The sequence below is a fragment of the Vibrio sinaloensis genome (assembly GCF_023195835.1).
GTDB classification, from domain to species: Bacteria; Pseudomonadota; Gammaproteobacteria; order Enterobacterales; family Vibrionaceae; genus Vibrio; species Vibrio sinaloensis_C.
This window is the reverse complement of record NZ_CP096199.1, coordinates 1,549,316-1,565,970: the sequence shown is the minus strand read 5'-3', so window position 1 is coordinate 1,565,970 and position 16,655 is coordinate 1,549,316. Positions and strand designations below refer to the sequence as shown.

Annotated in this window: 13 protein-coding genes; 7 read left to right on the top strand and 6 right to left on the bottom strand. The window is 46.7% G+C overall.

Going from position 1 to position 16,655, the window contains the following annotated elements; all coding sequences use genetic code 11:
* Window positions 1–16: 16 nt before the first annotated feature.
* Window positions 17–1,069, bottom strand: a complete 1,053-nt coding sequence (locus MTO69_RS07120; RefSeq protein ID WP_248327825.1) for a 3-deoxy-7-phosphoheptulonate synthase — start codon at window positions 1,067–1,069, stop codon at window positions 17–19.
* A gap of 213 nt (window positions 1,070–1,282) precedes the next feature.
* Between MTO69_RS07120 and MTO69_RS07115 the strand changes: the two genes are divergently transcribed.
* Together MTO69_RS07115 and MTO69_RS07110 are read left to right on the top strand one after the other, a co-directional pair.
* The gene (locus MTO69_RS07115; protein ID WP_248327823.1) at window positions 1,283–2,170 is read left to right on the top strand and encodes a putative PEP-binding protein; all 888 of its coding nucleotides are present in this window, start codon (window positions 1,283–1,285) and stop codon (window positions 2,168–2,170) included.
* Window positions 2,171–2,280: 110 nt separating this feature from the next.
* On the top strand, window positions 2,281–2,760 hold the full coding sequence (locus MTO69_RS07110) for a DUF4442 domain-containing protein (RefSeq protein WP_248327821.1): 480 nt from the start codon (window positions 2,281–2,283) through the stop codon (window positions 2,758–2,760).
* Here MTO69_RS07110 and MTO69_RS07105 read toward each other — a convergent pair.
* Window positions 2,675–4,114, bottom strand: coding sequence for a hypothetical protein (locus MTO69_RS07105; protein ID WP_248327819.1), 1,440 nt, complete (start codon window positions 4,112–4,114; stop codon window positions 2,675–2,677). The two genes, MTO69_RS07110 and MTO69_RS07105, sit on opposite strands and share 86 nt — an antisense overlap.
* Before the next feature lie 87 nt (window positions 4,115–4,201).
* On the opposite strand from MTO69_RS07105, the gene MTO69_RS07100 reads away from it, so the two are divergent.
* On the top strand, window positions 4,202–5,035 hold the full coding sequence (locus tag MTO69_RS07100) for a CvfB family protein (protein ID WP_248327817.1): 834 nt from the start codon (window positions 4,202–4,204) through the stop codon (window positions 5,033–5,035).
* 232 nt (window positions 5,036–5,267) lie between these two features.
* Here MTO69_RS07100 and rsmF read toward each other — a convergent pair whose 3' ends face one another.
* The 4 genes from rsmF to MTO69_RS07080 form a co-directional block, all read right to left on the bottom strand.
* A complete protein-coding gene (rsmF, locus tag MTO69_RS07095; protein WP_248327815.1) occupies window positions 5,268–6,692 on the bottom strand; it encodes a 16S rRNA (cytosine(1407)-C(5))-methyltransferase RsmF in 1,425 nt (474 codons plus the stop codon).
* Window positions 6,693–6,777: 85 nt separating this feature from the next.
* A complete protein-coding gene (locus tag MTO69_RS07090) occupies window positions 6,778–9,411 on the bottom strand; it encodes a PqiB family protein (RefSeq protein ID WP_248327813.1) in 2,634 nt (877 codons plus the stop codon).
* Window positions 9,404–10,663 (bottom strand): paraquat-inducible protein A, encoded by a 1,260-nt coding sequence (locus MTO69_RS07085; protein ID WP_248327811.1) that lies wholly within the window; start codon window positions 10,661–10,663, stop codon window positions 9,404–9,406. The genes MTO69_RS07090 and MTO69_RS07085 overlap by 8 nt, the downstream gene beginning before the upstream one ends.
* 35 nt (window positions 10,664–10,698) lie before the next feature.
* Window positions 10,699–12,495: an ABC transporter ATP-binding protein gene (locus MTO69_RS07080; RefSeq protein ID WP_248327809.1), complete on the bottom strand. Its 1,797-nt coding sequence runs from the start codon at window positions 12,493–12,495 to the stop codon at window positions 10,699–10,701.
* Between the two features lie 86 nt (window positions 12,496–12,581).
* Here MTO69_RS07080 and MTO69_RS07075 point away from each other — a divergent pair, with 86 nt between their 5' ends.
* From MTO69_RS07075 to MTO69_RS07060, 4 genes are all read left to right on the top strand, one after another.
* On the top strand, window positions 12,582–13,055 hold the full coding sequence (locus MTO69_RS07075) for a GAF domain-containing protein (protein WP_248327807.1): 474 nt from the start codon (window positions 12,582–12,584) through the stop codon (window positions 13,053–13,055).
* A gap of 99 nt (window positions 13,056–13,154) precedes the next feature.
* Complete coding sequence (gene proQ / locus MTO69_RS07070) at window positions 13,155–13,784, top strand: RNA chaperone ProQ (protein ID WP_248327805.1); 630 nt, start codon at window positions 13,155–13,157, stop codon at window positions 13,782–13,784.
* Window positions 13,785–13,801: 17 nt separating this feature from the next.
* A complete protein-coding gene (gene prc, locus MTO69_RS07065; RefSeq protein ID WP_248327803.1) occupies window positions 13,802–15,799 on the top strand; it encodes a carboxy terminal-processing peptidase in 1,998 nt (665 codons plus the stop codon).
* A 134-nt stretch (window positions 15,800–15,933) separates the two neighbouring features.
* Complete coding sequence (locus MTO69_RS07060; RefSeq protein ID WP_248327801.1) at window positions 15,934–16,596, top strand: hypothetical protein; 663 nt, start codon at window positions 15,934–15,936, stop codon at window positions 16,594–16,596.
* Window positions 16,597–16,655 lie beyond the last annotated feature (59 nt).

The following is a 16,655-nucleotide window of genomic DNA, read 5'->3' as shown; positions in this document are numbered from 1 at the left end:
TTTAGTGTCCTTAATATTAACTGCGTGACTTAACGGCGTTCGCTAACATTTCAAGCATGGCAGCGGTATCATCCCAACCTAAACAAGGGTCTGTGATCGACTGGCCATAAGTGAGATTGTTGAGGTCATCCATCGGTTGATTGCCTTCAAGGATAAAGCTTTCTGCCATGATGCCTGCGACTTGGTTTTTACCCGATTTAATTTGCTCACAAATATCTTTTGCGACATCAAGTTGCTTGCGGTGTTGTTTTTGGCAGTTGGCGTGACTGAAATCGACCACTAGTCGTTCAGGCAAACCAAACTCTGCTAACTGCTTGCATGCTGCGTCGACTGACTGAGCATCGAAGTTTGGCCCTTTGTCACCGCCACGCAAGATGACATGACCATAAGGGTTACCACTAGTACGGTAGACGGTCATTCGGCCGTGCTTATCTGGCGAGTAGAAATAGTGAGAAGCATGAGAAGCTCGAATCGCATCGATGGCGATTTTGATATTGCCATTGGTGCCGTTCTTAAAACCAACTGGGCACGAGAGGGCAGAAGCCATTTCGCGATGTATTTGTGACTCAGTGGTGCGTGCGCCGATGGCACCCCAAGTGATCAAATCCGCGATGTATTGACCGGTAATCATATCGAGGAACTCAGTCGCCGTCGCCAAGCCGAGCTTGTTAATATCAAGCAACAGTTTACGGGCTTTGTTTAATCCCGCCTCAAGTGCATATGAACCATCGAGGTTCGGGTCGGTGATAAGCCCTTTCCAGCCAACCACGGTGCGCGGCTTTTCAAAGTAAGTGCGCATAACAATGAACAATTGATCTTTATATTGCTCTTGAATGGAAGCGAGACGTGTTGCGTAGTCGATAGCTGCGTCTGTGTCGTGAACTGAGCAAGGACCAACAATAACGAGAAGGCGTTGGTCTTCGCCAGTTAGAATGCGTTCAATTTGACGACGAGATTGTGCGATACGCTCAGCGACTTCATCGGTAATAGGGTGCGCTTGACCTAGTTCTGCCGGAGTTGGCATGGGCCCCAAAGGTTGGGTTCTTAATTCATCGGTTTTCAGTGGCATACCACAGCCTGTTCTTTTTATTGCGAAGCGGTAAAGATAGCGGAAACCTGGTGAGGAATAAACCACTTATCAAGATTCTTATCGCTACTTAGGTGTAAAAGTGAAAATTTATGCATTTTAGTAGGTTAATAATGTTGTTTAGGCTTGTTTTCGCTATAAGTGAGCGTTATGTTGAACACATAAGATCAATAAGCACTAATGCACGGAGCAGTAATGAGTTTAAACAGTTCGAGCAGTTTGCATCCAGCACTCAACTTAGGGCAGTCCTTGCCATATTTCGATGGCCCATCTGGTGACAACCATCTATACGTTTCTCTTTCTGAGTTGATTCTTGAACAGATTTTCTATCACCCTTTATATCAACAAGAGAGTAATGTGCTCGAAGAGCACGAGCTGTCTGCCATTGCAGCGATTGTCGGCGATCAAAGCATCGAAGCGCATTTCGTACAAACATTGGCTGAGCATATCGACGCTGCGATTTTACCTCAACACAAGGCTATTCGTATCAGTTTAAGCTGTGCCGATAGTGATAGTTTTCGTTCGCTACTTGGGGGCAAGTGCGAACAAAAGGAGGCCAACCCTGCGCTGGGAGTGCGTGGCGTTTCTCGTTATGCCCAGCCACAGTTCGGTCCGCAGTTTGCCTTAGAGTGTCAGGTGATTAAGGCGTTGCAACAGCGCGGTCATAATGTCGATGTCGTTGTGCCTTTCGTACGAGGCTTATCCGATGCAGCGAAAATCATTGACTTGCTGGCAGAGCAAGGCTTGCCTAGAGGGTTAAATGGGCTAAAAGTCCTATATCGAGTCGATGTGCCGTCAGGTGCATTATTGTCAGAACGCTTGCTGCACTATTTCGATGGGGCGGTGATTAACTTAGAGAACTTAACTCAGTTTACGTTGGGGGTTGATCGATTCAATGAGGTGCTTGACTATTTGTTTGATCCTCAAAGCGAAGCGGTATTGCAATTGATTGAACAGACCGTCGCTGCCGCCTCTGCCACTAACAAGCCTGTGCTTGTGACCAGTAGCGGACTTATTGATTGCCCTCGTTTGCAGGAATACTTTGCAGAGCAAGTTGACGTTGAATTGGTTGTGACGCTGTAACCTGACTGGCCTGATTAGATCACTATTTGAACGCCCAATGTTAATGAAATGTTGACATTGGGCGTTGTTCGTTATGAACTGGACTTAATTTTACTGGTCGGACGAGTATCATGTTATCAGCGCTGTCTAAAGCAAACCTGTACCTTAATCTATTTGGCTTTTTCAAGGTCCCATTTATCTGGCTCGCAAGGCCAAAACTGCTGCAGTTAGATGCTCAGCGAGTTGAAGTAAAAATTCCGCTCAAACGTCGAACAAAGAACCACCTTAACAGTATGTATTTTGGTGTATTGGCTGTTGGGGCCGATGTGGCAGGGGGCTTTATGGCGATGAGTAAAGCGCAAGAGTGTGGCGAAAAAGTGTCGCTAGCTTTTAAGGCCGTTGAGGGGCAGTTTCTCAAGCGGCCTGAAGCAGATGTGCATTTTATTTGTGAAGATGGACATCTGATCGATGAGATGTTGGCACAAACATTTGCTACTGGCGAGCGAGTGAATCAAGCGGTAAAAATCACGGCGATTTGTCCGTCGCTTCATGGCGATGAGCCGATGGCTGAGTTTCTTCTGACTCTGTCACTAAAGAAAACGGATGCTTGACCTCTTCAACGTCGATTTGCTCAACGGCGACAATCTTGCTGCGGTTGAGCACGATCTTCCAGCGGTAATACTTAGGTTGTCCATCATGATTGTCTTCCCGAGCGATCAAGTTCACCAAGTGGCGCTTTTCAACGGACTCACGGCTAACTTGCCCGTTGTTATTGATGTAGATCTTGTTTGAGCCCTTGTCCATTAGGCGGGTGATAGCGCGCATACTGATCAGCATCGATTCTCGAGTCTCTTCGTAACCACTCATAAATTTGGAGGTCGACATCTCTGTTTTTGCGCTGTAATGCAACACTTGTTCTTCGCGTTGAACGACCCGTTTTTTGCGAATCTGCTTAATCCGATCGGGCAGTTTATCCAGCACTTTGTAATCTAGCCATTCCAGCTTTTGACCAACGGCTTTCTTAGTGGTTGGGTCGAGATACATCTTGCGCCACTTAGGCCGCCCTTTACGAATCCAGCGCCACATAACATCACGAAGGTCGTCTTTAAAAATTTCGCGTAACGCATAGACAAACGACATCAAAATGATGAAAGAAACGGTGATTTCGCCCCAGTAGTCACGCGCTAGTATCGCGGTAATCGTGACAAACACCATCACAAATCCAGTCGCGCCACCTTTGACGACCCGTTTCATGTTGTTGCCCAGAGATTGAGTTTTCTCTTGTAGCACCACAGGGTGTTCAATCAAGCGACGCAACAGACGCATTTTATTGCTCAATCGCGTTACGTCGTCACGAACTCGTTTTGAGTTGTAGTTGTTGAGTTTTCGGTGGGCCGCTTCTTTTTCAACAATGGCAAGCAAGCTCTCTTTCAAGCTTTTATATTCACTGTCGCGGGGCATATGCGCCACCAGCGACATCAGACGTTGACCCGTATACCAAGATAGGTAGTTGTCGATGTTGGCGTAGTAACGTTTTAAGCTCTCTTCGAACGGGATACTTCGGCGCAGCTTCTTAAGGATATCTAGAGACAGTTCAATCACTTCATCGACTTCATCAATGGTGACCGACTCTTTGTTGTGCTTGTTAAGTTCGTTGACGGCTTTATCGAGCGCGATAACGTATTGGTAAGCGAATAGACTTAGACTGACCCGGTATTGGGTAGAGGACAAGCGCCCTCGTTTCGCGAGTCGACTGTGTACCAAAGGGAGTAGGATTTTGTCACTGTAATAAGCGCGTTTTTGAACAATGGACTCGTAGTAGAACTCACTCTCTTTGACAACATCAGAGCTTAAGCCCAGTTCGCCAGGGATGAAGAAGTAGAGATCAAGGTCCGACTTCTTGGTCGACTCCATCGCATGCGAAATCTTTAGAGTGATGCCGTCTTGCTTATCAACGGTTAACAAAAAAAGCTCCTGATAGTGCGAAATATCTTGCGCAAGCATATCAGAGATTCGCTATAATCACCGCAAATTTAGCAAGAGACAGTTGAAATGATTAAAGTTGGTCAGATAAACCACTTAGAAGTTGTGAAAAAGGCCGGTTTCGGCGTATTTCTTGATGCAGGTGACTATGGCACAGCCCTATTACCCAATCGTTATGTTCCGGAAGGAACCGATGTTGGTGCTCACCTAGATGCATTTTTATACTTCGACTCTGACAGTCAGCTCGTCGCCACAACTGAAACCCCGATCGCGCAAGTAGGCGAATGGGGCCTGATGAAAATTCAGGGTATCAACTCAACAGGCGCCTTCGCCGACTGGGGTATCAAAGAGAAAGACCTACTTATCCCGTTTAGTGAACAGCGCAGCCGCTTCTCTGAAGGGCAATCGGTTCTCGTCTATGTGTATATCGACAAAGCCTCTGGGCGCATTGTCGGTACGACGAAGTTCAACAAGCTACTGGACAAGACTCCGGCGAACTACACTAAAAATCAACAAGTTGACCTGATTATTGCTGAGCGAAGCGAGCTAGGCTACAAGGCCATTGTTGAAGGTGAGCACTGGGGCATGATCTTTAAGTCCGACGTGTTTGGTAAGCTGTTTGTCGGCAAGCGACTGAAAGGCTACATTAAAAACATTCGTGATGACGGCAAGATAGATCTTTCATTGCAAAAAATCGGTGTCGGTAAGATGGACGATTTAAGTCAAAAAGTCATGGATTTGCTGGAAAAGAAAGGGGGCTTTCTGCCTCTGAATGATAAATCGAGTCCAGAAGCCATCTTCGCTGCATTTAGAACCAGCAAAGGTACCTTTAAGAAGACGATTGGTGGTTTGTACAAACAAGGTAAGATCGTGATTGATGGGGAAGGTATCCGCCTAAGTTAGTACCCATAATACCTATGATTTGAGGCCGTACTTATCCAGTGGGCTATTAAAGCAACAGGTATAAAATCCAAAAAAAAAGGCCCAATGCTGATCCTGCTTTGGGCCTAGGGGAAGGGCTCTCATAGAGCCTGCGCTAATTACTTGATATTCAATGCCTGTCTACTATTACATTGTAGTGCATTTGCCAGTTATTGCGCGGCTTCGCTAGAATTTCATACCAATGATTGACGATTCAAAACAAGTTTTTGTCTCTAACCAGCTCTCTAGGCAGACCATTTTTCACTCGGTTTCCGACCCACTTTCCTAATCCAATCACATCGTTATCAAAGGTCACTATCACCTCTCCACTGCCGCTAAGGCCATCTGGTCTGACGTCTCTTCCCATAAACCACTCGCGTGCGTCGTCAACACAAAGTGCTACCGTGTTTTGCTCACTACCGTTGGCTAGTGCCGTGGCGACTTGATGTTGCCAGCGATACCCTTTCTTATGGGTTTCAGCGATTTTTATCCCCATACGAGAGAACCTTAGTTCGCCGAGCATTGGCTCCAACGCGTTTGGAAACAACCATACATCTTTGTCTCTTATCCAAAGTGATGAATTCTCGGGAAGTTCAATATCGAGCGTCTTTTTCAGTTGCTCTGTCACGTCTTGAGCGAGCTTTGCACTTGCTTTTTCAAATGGAAACTTACCTAGGCGCTTTTTAACTTTAGGGGCAGGTGCTGACGCAGTTTTGCGAATTCGTGCAACAAAAAAGCCCTCACAGTCATAGACTTGCGGGAAAATATGTAAAAAACCTTCTTCTGTCAGCGCGTCCTTAGCGTTGGGGAAAAGGTCGTGTAAACTTTCAAACTCAACGCAATCAGAAAAAGTCTCTTTTAGGTGGTGGCACACCTGCTGGTTCTCCTCAACACTCAATGTACATGTGGAGTAAACCATCACGCCACCTGGCTTTAGCGCGTGGAACGCACTTTCAATCAGGTCTTTTTGTGTATTTGCGATCTCAATGACGGACTCTTTACTCCAGTTTTTCATCGCATCTGCGTCTTTTCGAACGGTCCCTTCTCCTGAGCAAGGAGCGTCAATCAACACGGCATCAAACTGCTCTGGAAGCCATCCGCCAAAGACTCGGCCATCGAAGTTACTCAGTGCCGTGTTCCGTACACCACAACGCTCGATATTGGCATGCAGTACTTTGACTCGACTCGCAGCAAACTCATTAGCAACCAAAATGCCATGGTTACCCATCTTTGCGGCAATTTGAGTAGATTTTGAACCTGGCGCTGCGGCCATATCTAAAACCGACGTCGCTTCGTGGTCTTGCGCTTGAAATAGCGCAGACACTGGCATCATTGAACTGGCTTCTTGAATATAAAACAGCCCCGACATGTGTTCTGCGGTATTACCGAGAGGAACGAGAGATTCATCGGCTTCTATCCAAAAGCCTTCGTCACACCAAGGCACAGGTTCAAGAACCCAGCCTTTGACCGCCGCTCGTTGCATGAACTCCGACACTGAAATCTTTAACGTATTGACGCGAATACTCTTGCGCAATGGGCGTTGGCAGGCTGCAACAAAATCCCCCATATTGAGGTGGTCTGGCAGAATCTGCTCGATTTGCTCTAAAAAGGCCGGGGGGAGATAAACATTTTGGTGCACGACGGTTTCTCGGCTTGGATGAAAAGGCCAAGATTATACCGAGCTTGAAGCAAAAACGCAGCGATTTCGCTGCGTTTTGTACTTTCTACGGCTTAGGTATGGCGGTTCGCCAACTCGCCCAACTCTCTTCAGCTTGGCTGTACAGGAAGAAAGAGGTCTCTGGCGGCGCCGCAGGTTGTAATTGCTTTTGCTCTGGGGTGGCGAAGGTAATACCACCGCGCACCAAACTATCTAAGGTGCCTGACTTAATATTGGCTCCGCTGAGACCAATCGACACATCAACACCTGAGGTATTCCAAAAAACGGTATTACGTCTAACTAAGTAGGCGTAGTCGGGCTGAATGGCGATAGTCGATACGACTCGGTCAGCAAACTCGCCAAGCTCAACTTTGATGACTTCACCCACTTGCATGTCACGATAGAGGATCGGCGTCCCTTTTTTGATAGAGCCGCGAGTTTCGCTTTGTAGGGTAAACCTTACCCCTTGCTCTGTCTGTTTATTGGCGTGAAGTACAAACGCGTTGTGTTTTTTGCCTTTACCGGGCAGAACGTTAATTGATTGCGATAGTAGATTATGAGCATTCTTGATGCCATCGATGCCGAACTCTGCTTTCGGAAGCCAAAAGAAAGAGCCGTCGACAGCGATTTTCTCAGTATATTCAGGCAGCACGCGCGCCTTTATTTCAACACGCTGACGACGAAAGTCAGGAACGATTAACGTCACTTCACCAACTTTGACGCCGTTATAATTAATCGCTGAGCCTGCCGATAAACGGTTCTCACCTTGGTAGGTGAGGGTGATCACTTGACCAAATTTGCGTGCTGTTTTGTAGTCTTGATACAGCAGCCATTTGTCATTTTGCTTGTTGTCTACGCCTGGGAGGGAATCAAAAGCAATTCCCCCTTTGATCAATGACGTCAGTGGAGCAGCAGAAATACTGATGCCTGCAAGGCTGGCGTCAACTTCAACGCCAGAGCGATTCCAAAATACGGTTTGCTCGGTGATCAGATGTTTGTATTGGTTTTCAATACTGGCTGTGATCAACACACCACCGTCGACTAAGTAGAAATCGGCAATACTGCCCACTTGTAGGTTACGGTATAGCAATGGGCTACCAATGCTCACAGGGGGCAGCTCGGAAGCAAATAGTGTTAACTGGGTTGAGCCAGACATATTGTACTTGGCCAACTCAGCGAGTGATTTACTCGGGTAAAGTTGGTATTCGATTCGCGCTTTATTTTGTCCTTCGCTGACAAAACTAATCGAACCTGCCAGCAGCTGTTTTGCTGGTGGAACAGAGATGTTGAGGCCAGACTCGGTCAACTCTGCGCTGGCACTGCCGGTTACATAAAAGCGGTTTTGTGATTTGATTAAGTGCGCGTAATCACTGTCGACCAACGCATCAAACTGAACACTGTCTTTGACCAGTTTGACTTCCGTTACCGAGCCAACACTGATCCCACGATACATAATCTCAGCGCCTCGTTCGAGGCCGAATGAGTTGTCCGAGACTAACTTCAATGCCACGGTTCGCGCTTGTTTGCGCTTGAAGTCCTCGGTGCGAATGGCGGTAAAGTGACGAGCACGCTCTCCTTCTCCAGGCACGATAGTCAGAAAGTTACCCTTGATGATATTACTGAGGTTTTCTACACCACTTAATGAAACGCGCGCTTCTTGCAAAATGAACTGGCTACCACTGGTGAGCATGTCACTAAATGCAGGTTGTATCGCTGCTTGAGCGACAACTTGCTCGCGGCCCTCTGTTAATTCCAGGTGGGTGACCTGTCCGACTTCAACGCCTCGGTAGATAATAGGCGCGCCGGATGCACTGATTTTGTTGTCATCAGGGAGCGTGATTTTTATCGCGATACCACGACCTGCGGTTTTAAGGTCAGGGTAGAGTCTAAATTGGGTGTTTTCGGCCACTGGCTCACCGCCATCGGGTGAGTCGACCGCAATTGAACCACCAATTAATGCGCTGAGACTTTCTAAGCGAACATCGACACCGCCGAAACCGATGTTGGCGCCAACTCCGCTGACATTCCAAAATCGGCTATCGTGAGTGATGATATGGCGATACTCTTCATCGATCGTGGCATTAATAATAACGCTTTTGTCATCATCATCCAGTTGGTAGCTGTAAACCTCCCCAATTGGGATTTTACGATAGACGATTTGTGAACCAATTGAAATTCCGCCCAAATCGCGCGACTTCAGGGAAATCGACAATCCCTCTTTGTTGAGTAAGTCTGACGGCGCACGCTCCAAAGCGGCAAAGGTTGTTTCTGGCTCTGAGGGATTGTCCGCGGGCGCAATCGCGATATAGTTGCCAGAGACAAGTGCGTCGAGGCCAGAAATGCCCGACAGACTCGCGGTGGGTTTGACCATCCAAAAGCGAGCACCTTTGGTCAGCAGTTTGGCGGCTTCTGGATAGATGTCAGCTTCTACATAGATACTTTGCAGATCCTCGGCCAGGTTGATGTCTTTGACCATACCGACCTCAAGACCTTGGTAGCGAATGGTGGTCCGGCCTGCGATCAGTCCTTGAGCATCTGAGAAATAGATTTGCACTCGTTGTCCAGCATCTTGAATGGCGGTAAACACCAACCATCCTGCTAACACCATAGTCAGCACAGGTAGCAGCCAGAGCGGTGAGAGGCCCTTATTCCTCTTCACCTTTGGCGAGTAAGATCGTTGCGTCGGGGAGGCATTACTCATTAGTAGACTCTTTCTCTTTATTTGCGTCTGGGTAGTTATCCCAAATTAGCCTAGGGTCCATGCTTTCTGCTGCCAGCATGGTTAGTACCACGACAATACCAAAAGCGACGGCGCCAAAACCTGGGGTAAAGTCGAGAATTTGACCACGATCGACCAGTGTCATCATGATCGAGATAACGAATAGATCCATCATAGACCAGCGGCCAATCCATTTAATGACGAAGTACATAAACATCCGATGGCGGTGATAAATTTTGCGCTTAAACTGAATGGCTAGAAGTAAGTAAGATAGCCCTAAAATCTTAGCCACAGGCACCACAATACTGGCGACAAAAATGATGATAGCGATGCCTGTCATCCCACTATTAATCAGTGAAGCGACACCAGAAAATATCGTATCCTCGAGCCGCTTGCCGTTGGTCAGTAAGATAGAAATAGGAATCAAGTTGGCTGGAAATATGGCGATACTCGCTGCAATCAGATATGCCCAAGTTTTTTGTACCGAGAACGGCTTGCGGTGGTGAATGGGGTTGTGGCAACGCAAACACTGCTCAGCTTCTGGTTGGGAGAGGTGACATTGGTGACAATGCAGATCCTTTCGAGAAGCGGGATAACTACTCTCGGGTGAAAACACTTCCCAGTAGCGACGCACACTTATTCTTGTGAGCAGTAACACGGTACTCACTTGCAGCAACAATAGGCCTATCAGGCCCGGACCAACGAAAATATCTGAGTAGTCTTGCAGCTTGAAGCACGAAATGGCGATGCTGACCAGAAATACATCAATCATCACCCAAGGTTTTATTCGTTGAATCAGTGCCAGCGAGGGTTTTAATATCCGAAATGAGTTCACTTTGAGCGCGATATGAGCACTGACGACCGCGCTGGAGAGAATCAGTGGCGCGAGTGAACTGCAGAAAAAAATCAGTGCCGCCAAAAACAAGAACCCTTCATCGGCCAGAGTCCAAATGCCAGCAGGTAGAGTGGCAGGGATCATCACCCCAAACAGGCGAATGCTGATGAAGTCGAAAAAATGCGAAGGAATAAACAATAGCAAGCAAGTGATGGCTAAGGCGAGATTGCCAGACAGTGACGGATTGCCACCGCGATAAAGCCAAGTATTGCAACGCGGGCAAAAAGCGCTTTTGCCTTGCTCAACATCAATAAGGTCAACCGGTAACTCACAGCCATGGCATAAGCGAACCGAGTTAGTTTGAGAAGGGTGGGCATGCATGTTAGGAGAGCGGCCCATGGCTACTCTCCTGATTGATGACTGGTTTTTTCTGGCTAATGGTGTGACTGCACACTGCCATACAGGGTTTGATATAAGCCTTGTTGTTCAACCAACTCTCCATGCGTGCCTGTTTGAGTAACTTGACCATCTTCTAACACATAAATCAGATCTGCCTGCTTAACGGCCGACAATCGATGCGCAACAATCAACGTGGTGCGGCCATGCAAAAAGTCGGTCAATGCCTTGTGCAGTGCGGCCTCTGTCGCAGTATCGAGCGCTGAGGTTGCTTCATCCAAAATAACAAATTTCGGATTACTCAGAATCATTCTAGCGATCGCCAAACGTTGTCTTTGTCCACCAGACAAACGAATACCGCTGCGGCCGATTTGCGTATCGAGTCCGTCACTCAATTGCTTGATGACGTCTTGCATTTGAGCGATTTCTAGTGCGCGCCACAGTTGCAAGTCATCGTAGTCAGAGCCTAAGGTGAGATTATGCCTCAAAGTGTCATTAAAAAGTATAGGCTGTTGTAATACCACAGCAATTTGCTCTCTAATTGTCGCAAAACTGATATCTTCACAGCGTTCGCCATTAAAGCGAATCGTGCCCGAATCGGCTTGATAAACTCCAATCAGCAATTGAATCAACGTCGATTTACCCCCACCGCTAGCCCCCACCAGAGCAACCTTTTTACCGGCTGGAATGGTTAAGCTGAGGTCACGCAATACCTGCGCTTCAGCGTTGTAAGAAAAGTTAACTTTTTCAACCACGACATCCACTTCTCGGTCATCGCTAAATGGGTTCACTTTACTGACAGGTCGAGCCTCTTCCTCTAAATCAAGTAGGGCGTTGATACGCTTCAACGCGGCTTTCGCACTGTACCAAGAGAACTGAATGCCGAGCAGTTCCTGAACAGGGGACAACATAAACCACAAGTAACCGAAAACCGCGAAGATCTGGCCAATCGTCAAATCACTGAACAGCACCATCAACATCGCGACGGCGCGAAACAGTTCGAAACCGAGCAAAAACAACAGGAATGAAACACGTCCGGCGGCTTCTGATTGCCAAGCGTATTTGTCAGCATCGATGCGAATTTGGTTGGCTTGCTGTTTCAACTCAGAGAGAAATTCACGCTCGCGATTTGCCGCTCGCAGCTGATAGATGCCATCTAAGGTCTCAACCAGTCGGTTTTGAAACCGTTCAAAAGATTGGTTCTCTTTCTTCTTGAGGTGTTTGACCTTGCTACCGAGTTTACGTGAAAAGTAAATCACCACTGGATTCACTAATAAGATAAACAACCCTAAACGCCAATCTAGCCACAGCAGCACCCCTGCCGTTCCGAGAACAGTGAGTAAGCTAATGAGGAACTTACTTAATGTTGAACCGATAAATTGATCGATGGTTTCGATATCAGTGATCAAGTGCGCGTTGACTCCGCCGCTGCCCCGAGTTTCATACTGGCGAATACTGATACGGCCCAGCTTATCAATCATTTTGCTGCGCATTTTATAGGTGATGGTCTTCGAGACCAGTGTGAATTGTCGGCTTTGCAATATGTTCAGTGCTTGGCTTACACTGCGCATGATAATCACCAACACTAGCGTCAAGAAGATATAGCCAGTCGGGGTTTGCATTGATACTGGCAATAAACAATTCATCGCCGCCAACCCTTGTCCCGGTTGATTGAGGAGCACTTCGTCAACCATTAAAGGCATAAGCAGAGGAATGGGTACGCTAATCAGAGTGGCCAGCAGCGCGATAAGATTGGCAAAGATAAGCTTAGATTTGTGCTTTTTTGCTTGAGTTATCAACCAAGAACGGCTAATAGTGTTGGGATTGTCGGTCATTATAATGAGAATGCTTACTATTTGTTGTTTGTGCGCATTTTACGTAGATTCATGATAGAAGTCTCCAGTTTTCAAATGGAAGTAGTATGAAAATAGAACAGTATCAACGCTTAACCAAACAAGTCATCGCATTAATCGAATCTGAGTCTGATCTCATTGCTAACTTATCTAATATAAGTTCTTTATTGAATATGGAATTAGAGGGACTTAACTGGGTGGGTTTTTACCTAATGAAAGAAGGCGAGTTAGTATTGGGCCCGTTCCAAGGTAAACCTGCTTGTGTGCGTATTCCGGTAGGGCGAGGGGTGTGCGGGACTGCGGTGTCGACCAACAGCGTGCAGCGTATCTATGATGTCCATCAGTTTGAAGGTCACATCGCTTGTGATGCAGAAAGCAACTCAGAACTTGTGATTCCGTTCTCGATTGGTGGGGAAGTCGCTGGCGTACTCGATATCGACAGTCCTCATGTTGGGCGATTTAGTGAAATCGATGAGCAGGGGTTAACGTTTTTGATGAGTGAAGTAGAAAAGCTGCTTAATTCACACGCTATCAAGGCATAAATTGATTATTGAGTGTGGTTTTTCGCTTGCAGGTCACTATAATACCTCAAATATTTATACTTAATGCTCGCGGACAAGCCGCAACAACCAGGAATCCTCATGGAAAACACTGAAAAGTTAAAAAACAGCAAAGAAGTTATCGCATACGTTGCTGAATGTTTCCCTAAGTGCTTTACTTTAGAAGGTGAAGCAAAACCACTTAAAATTGGTATTTTTCAAGATCTTGCGGAACGTCTCGCAGATGATCCAAAAGTGAGCAAGACTCAGCTTCGTGCAGCGTTAAGACAGTACACTTCATCATGGCGCTACCTACACGGTGTTAAGCCTGGTGCAGTCCGTGTCGATTTGGATGGTAACCCAGCGGGTGAACTTGACGAAGAACACGTAGAACACGCAAAAACTGCACTTGCAGAGAGCAAAGCTAAGGTACAAGCACGTCGTAAAGAGCAAGCTCAAAAAGCACGTGAAGAAGGCAAAGCAAAAGCGAAGCCTGCGGCGAAGAAGCCTCAAGGCCGTCGCCCACAACAGAACAAAGTACAAAAAGCCAGTAAGCCAGTAGAGACACGCGCTCTGAATGCCGACGAAGTAAAAGTAGGCAATCAAGTTAACGTTAATATGGGCAAAGGAAACATGGCTGCGACTATCGTTGAAATCAATAAGGAAGATGTGCGTGTTCAACTGTCTAACGGCCTACAAATGGTTGTGAAAGCGGAGCACCTGCGCGCATAAAGGAGATACTCCTACGCATGAAATGCCGTTCAAAATTGTCGCTGATTGCTGCTAGCCTCTGGCTAGCAGCGTCTACTGCAAATGCACTAGAAGCAAACATCAGCCTAGAAGACTTACCTGTCCTCGCTCCTGAAGCTCAGCATGAGACCGCAAGCAAACGTGTCACATCTCGCTTTACTCGTTCCCACTACAAACACTTCTCGTTAAACGATCAGTTTTCTCAAGCCATTTTCGACCGCTATGTCGAGATGCTTGATTACAACAAAAACATTTTCACTCAAGCTGATATTGACTCCTTTGCTAAATGGTCGAGTTCGATCGATGAACAGTTAAAATCGGGTGATAATCAGATCGCATTTGATGTGTACAACTTGTCAATGAAACGTCGTTATGAGCGTTTCGAGTATGCATTGCGTCTGCTAGAAACAGAGATGACATTCGATAGCGATGAGTCGATTGAGCTAGATCGTAGCGAAGCCCAGTGGCCGAAAGATACCACAGAGCTCGATGAGTTGTGGCGCAAGCGCGTAAAGTATGACGCACTCAATCTTAAGCTGACGGGCAAAAAGTGGGATGAGATCAAAGAGGTGCTCGGCAAGCGCTATAACAATGCGCTTAAACGCTTGAGCCAAACGCATAGTGAAGATGCGTTTCAGCTCTATATGAACGCATTTGCTCGAGAGGTGGATCCCCACACAAGTTACTTGTCACCTCGCAGTGCTGATCAGTTTCAAACTGAAATGAACCTCTCCCTGGAAGGTATAGGGGCTGTATTGCAAATGACTGAAGACTATACGGTGATCCGTTCTTTAGTCGCTGGTGGTCCTGCATCTAAAAGCAAACAGCTCTCTGAAGGTGACCGCATTATCGGAGTTGGCCAAGATGGCGAAGAGATTGTCGACGTTATCGGCTGGCGCTTAGACGATGTCGTTCAACTGATCAAAGGCCCGAAAGGCACCAAAGTGTTCTTGCAAGTTTTACCCGAAGGTCAAGGTGCCAAATCAGAAGTTATCACTATCGTACGTGATAAGATTCGCCTTGAAGATCGCGCTGTTAAATCCGAAGTGATTGAAAAAGATGGTAAAAAAATTGGTGTACTCGAAGTACCTAGCTTCTATGTTGGCCTAGCAAAAGACACCGATAAGCTTATCACTGAGCTCAAGCAGCATCAGGTTGATGGCATCATTGTTGACCTAAGAAACAACGGTGGCGGAGCACTGACTGAGGCGACGGCTCTATCGGGTTTGTTTATTACTAGTGGGCCGGTTGTTCAAGTGCGTGATAGTTACGGTCGTATCAATGTTAACAGTGATACCGACGGAGAGATTAGCTACGACGGTCCGATGACAGTTTTGGTTAATCGCTACAGTGCTTCGGCCTCGGAGATTTTTGCCGCGGCGATGCAAGACTACGGTCGTGCGTTAGTCGTCGGTGAAAACTCGTTTGGAAAGGGTACCGTTCAGCAGCATCGTTCGTTAAATCACATCTATGATCTGTTCGATAAAGAGCTTGGGTATGTGCAATACACCATTCAAAAATTCTACCGTATTGATGGTGGCAGTACGCAAAATCGTGGAGTCGCACCGGATATTGCATTCCCAACCGCAGTGGAGCCAAGCGAAACTGGGGAAAGTGTTGAAGACAATGCGTTGCCTTGGGACAGTATTGAACCTGCGAAATATGAAGTGTTACAACGTAACTCTGAGCAGGTTAAGCGCTTGACCGAACTGCACCAAAAACGCATTGCCGATGATCTGGAGTTTGGTTTTATCGCGGAAGATATTATTAAATATCGCGCAGAAAAAGACGACAACACCTTGTCTCTCAATGAAGCAACGCGCAAAGCTGAAAGCGAAAAGGCAGATAAGCAACGTCTCGCACGAATCAATGAGCGTCAAAAGGCCAATGGTGAAGAGCCGTTTAAGTCACTTGAGGATGTGCCAAAAGATTATCAAGCACCAGACGCTTACTTAGATGAATCTGTGGCAATCATGATAGATATGTTGAAGTCCTAATCTAATCAATAAGTTAATAAGCGAGCCCAACTGGCTCGCTTTTTTTGTATGAATAATTAATGTGATTTAGATCAATTTCTTCGCGTTTTATTGGTGCTGCGCCTAAGCTTAAAGAAAAGAGTAAGGAGCGCGCTATGAAACTGATGGCCTTGTTATCACTCTTGCTAAGTTTCTCTGTGATGGCTGAATCTGCAAGAGACAATAGCGACTTAACCCAATTTGATCAGCCTTTCCTATTAGGGGATTGGTACCTGGTTAATCCTAATCCCGAGCAATCCCAAGAAAACTTTTTGGCGATAAAGCTCTCACTCGACTCAAACTATAGTTTTAAAATCGACATTCAAAAGCGTGATTATTCCGTTGACCACTGGGAAGGCCTCTATACCGCGAATGAAGATACCATCATACTCGGGCTCAATAGTGATGAGCCGCAAGTGTACCAGTATTCTGCCAACCACAATCTGCTCAATCTTAACGGGGTGACTTTTACTAAAGCCTTGTCGAACGCGTTGGCAGGTATGTGGTCAAGCGACCAAGTGGGCGGGGATGACGTGGCATCCAGCGATGTTGATCAGGTTGATCTGATACTGCAGCCTGACTTTGTGTTTATGTTTAGAGTCAGCAATGACGATGGTGATGAAGCGATACATCGAGGAGTCTATTACACCGAAGGCGAACATTTGGTGCTGCTATACGAAAACGGCGAGCATGAGACCAAATATACCCTGAATCGCGACACCTTAACCTTGGAAATGGAAGAGGGAGCACTGTACGCAGTGTTAAATCGGATTCGGTAATTAACACGAACTTTGCGGATAAATTAGACAAATTATTTGATTTTTTCGCCAACAATAGA

Excerpts from the sequence above, each read along its gene's own strand:
- MTO69_RS07075 (WP_248327807.1), top strand. The coding sequence starts at position 12,582 with ATGAAAATAGAACAGTATCAACGCTTAACCAAACAAGTCATCGCATTA.
- MTO69_RS07115 (WP_248327823.1), top strand. The coding sequence starts at position 1,283 with ATGAGTTTAAACAGTTCGAGCAGTTTGCATCCAGCACTCAACTTAGGG.
- prc (WP_248327803.1), top strand. The coding sequence starts at position 13,802 with ATGAAATGCCGTTCAAAATTGTCGCTGATTGCTGCTAGCCTCTGGCTA.
- proQ (WP_248327805.1), top strand. The coding sequence starts at position 13,155 with ATGGAAAACACTGAAAAGTTAAAAAACAGCAAAGAAGTTATCGCATAC.
- MTO69_RS07085 (WP_248327811.1), bottom strand. The coding sequence starts at position 10,663 with ATGGGCCGCTCTCCTAACATGCATGCCCACCCTTCTCAAACTAACTCG.
- MTO69_RS07080 (WP_248327809.1), bottom strand. The coding sequence starts at position 12,495 with ATGACCGACAATCCCAACACTATTAGCCGTTCTTGGTTGATAACTCAA.
- MTO69_RS07090 (WP_248327813.1), bottom strand. The coding sequence starts at position 9,411 with ATGAGTAATGCCTCCCCGACGCAACGATCTTACTCGCCAAAGGTGAAG.
- MTO69_RS07110 (WP_248327821.1), top strand. The coding sequence starts at position 2,281 with ATGTTATCAGCGCTGTCTAAAGCAAACCTGTACCTTAATCTATTTGGC.
- MTO69_RS07060 (WP_248327801.1), top strand. The coding sequence starts at position 15,934 with ATGAAACTGATGGCCTTGTTATCACTCTTGCTAAGTTTCTCTGTGATG.
- MTO69_RS07120 (WP_248327825.1), bottom strand. The coding sequence starts at position 1,069 with ATGCCACTGAAAACCGATGAATTAAGAACCCAACCTTTGGGGCCCATG.
- MTO69_RS07100 (WP_248327817.1), top strand. The coding sequence starts at position 4,202 with ATGATTAAAGTTGGTCAGATAAACCACTTAGAAGTTGTGAAAAAGGCC.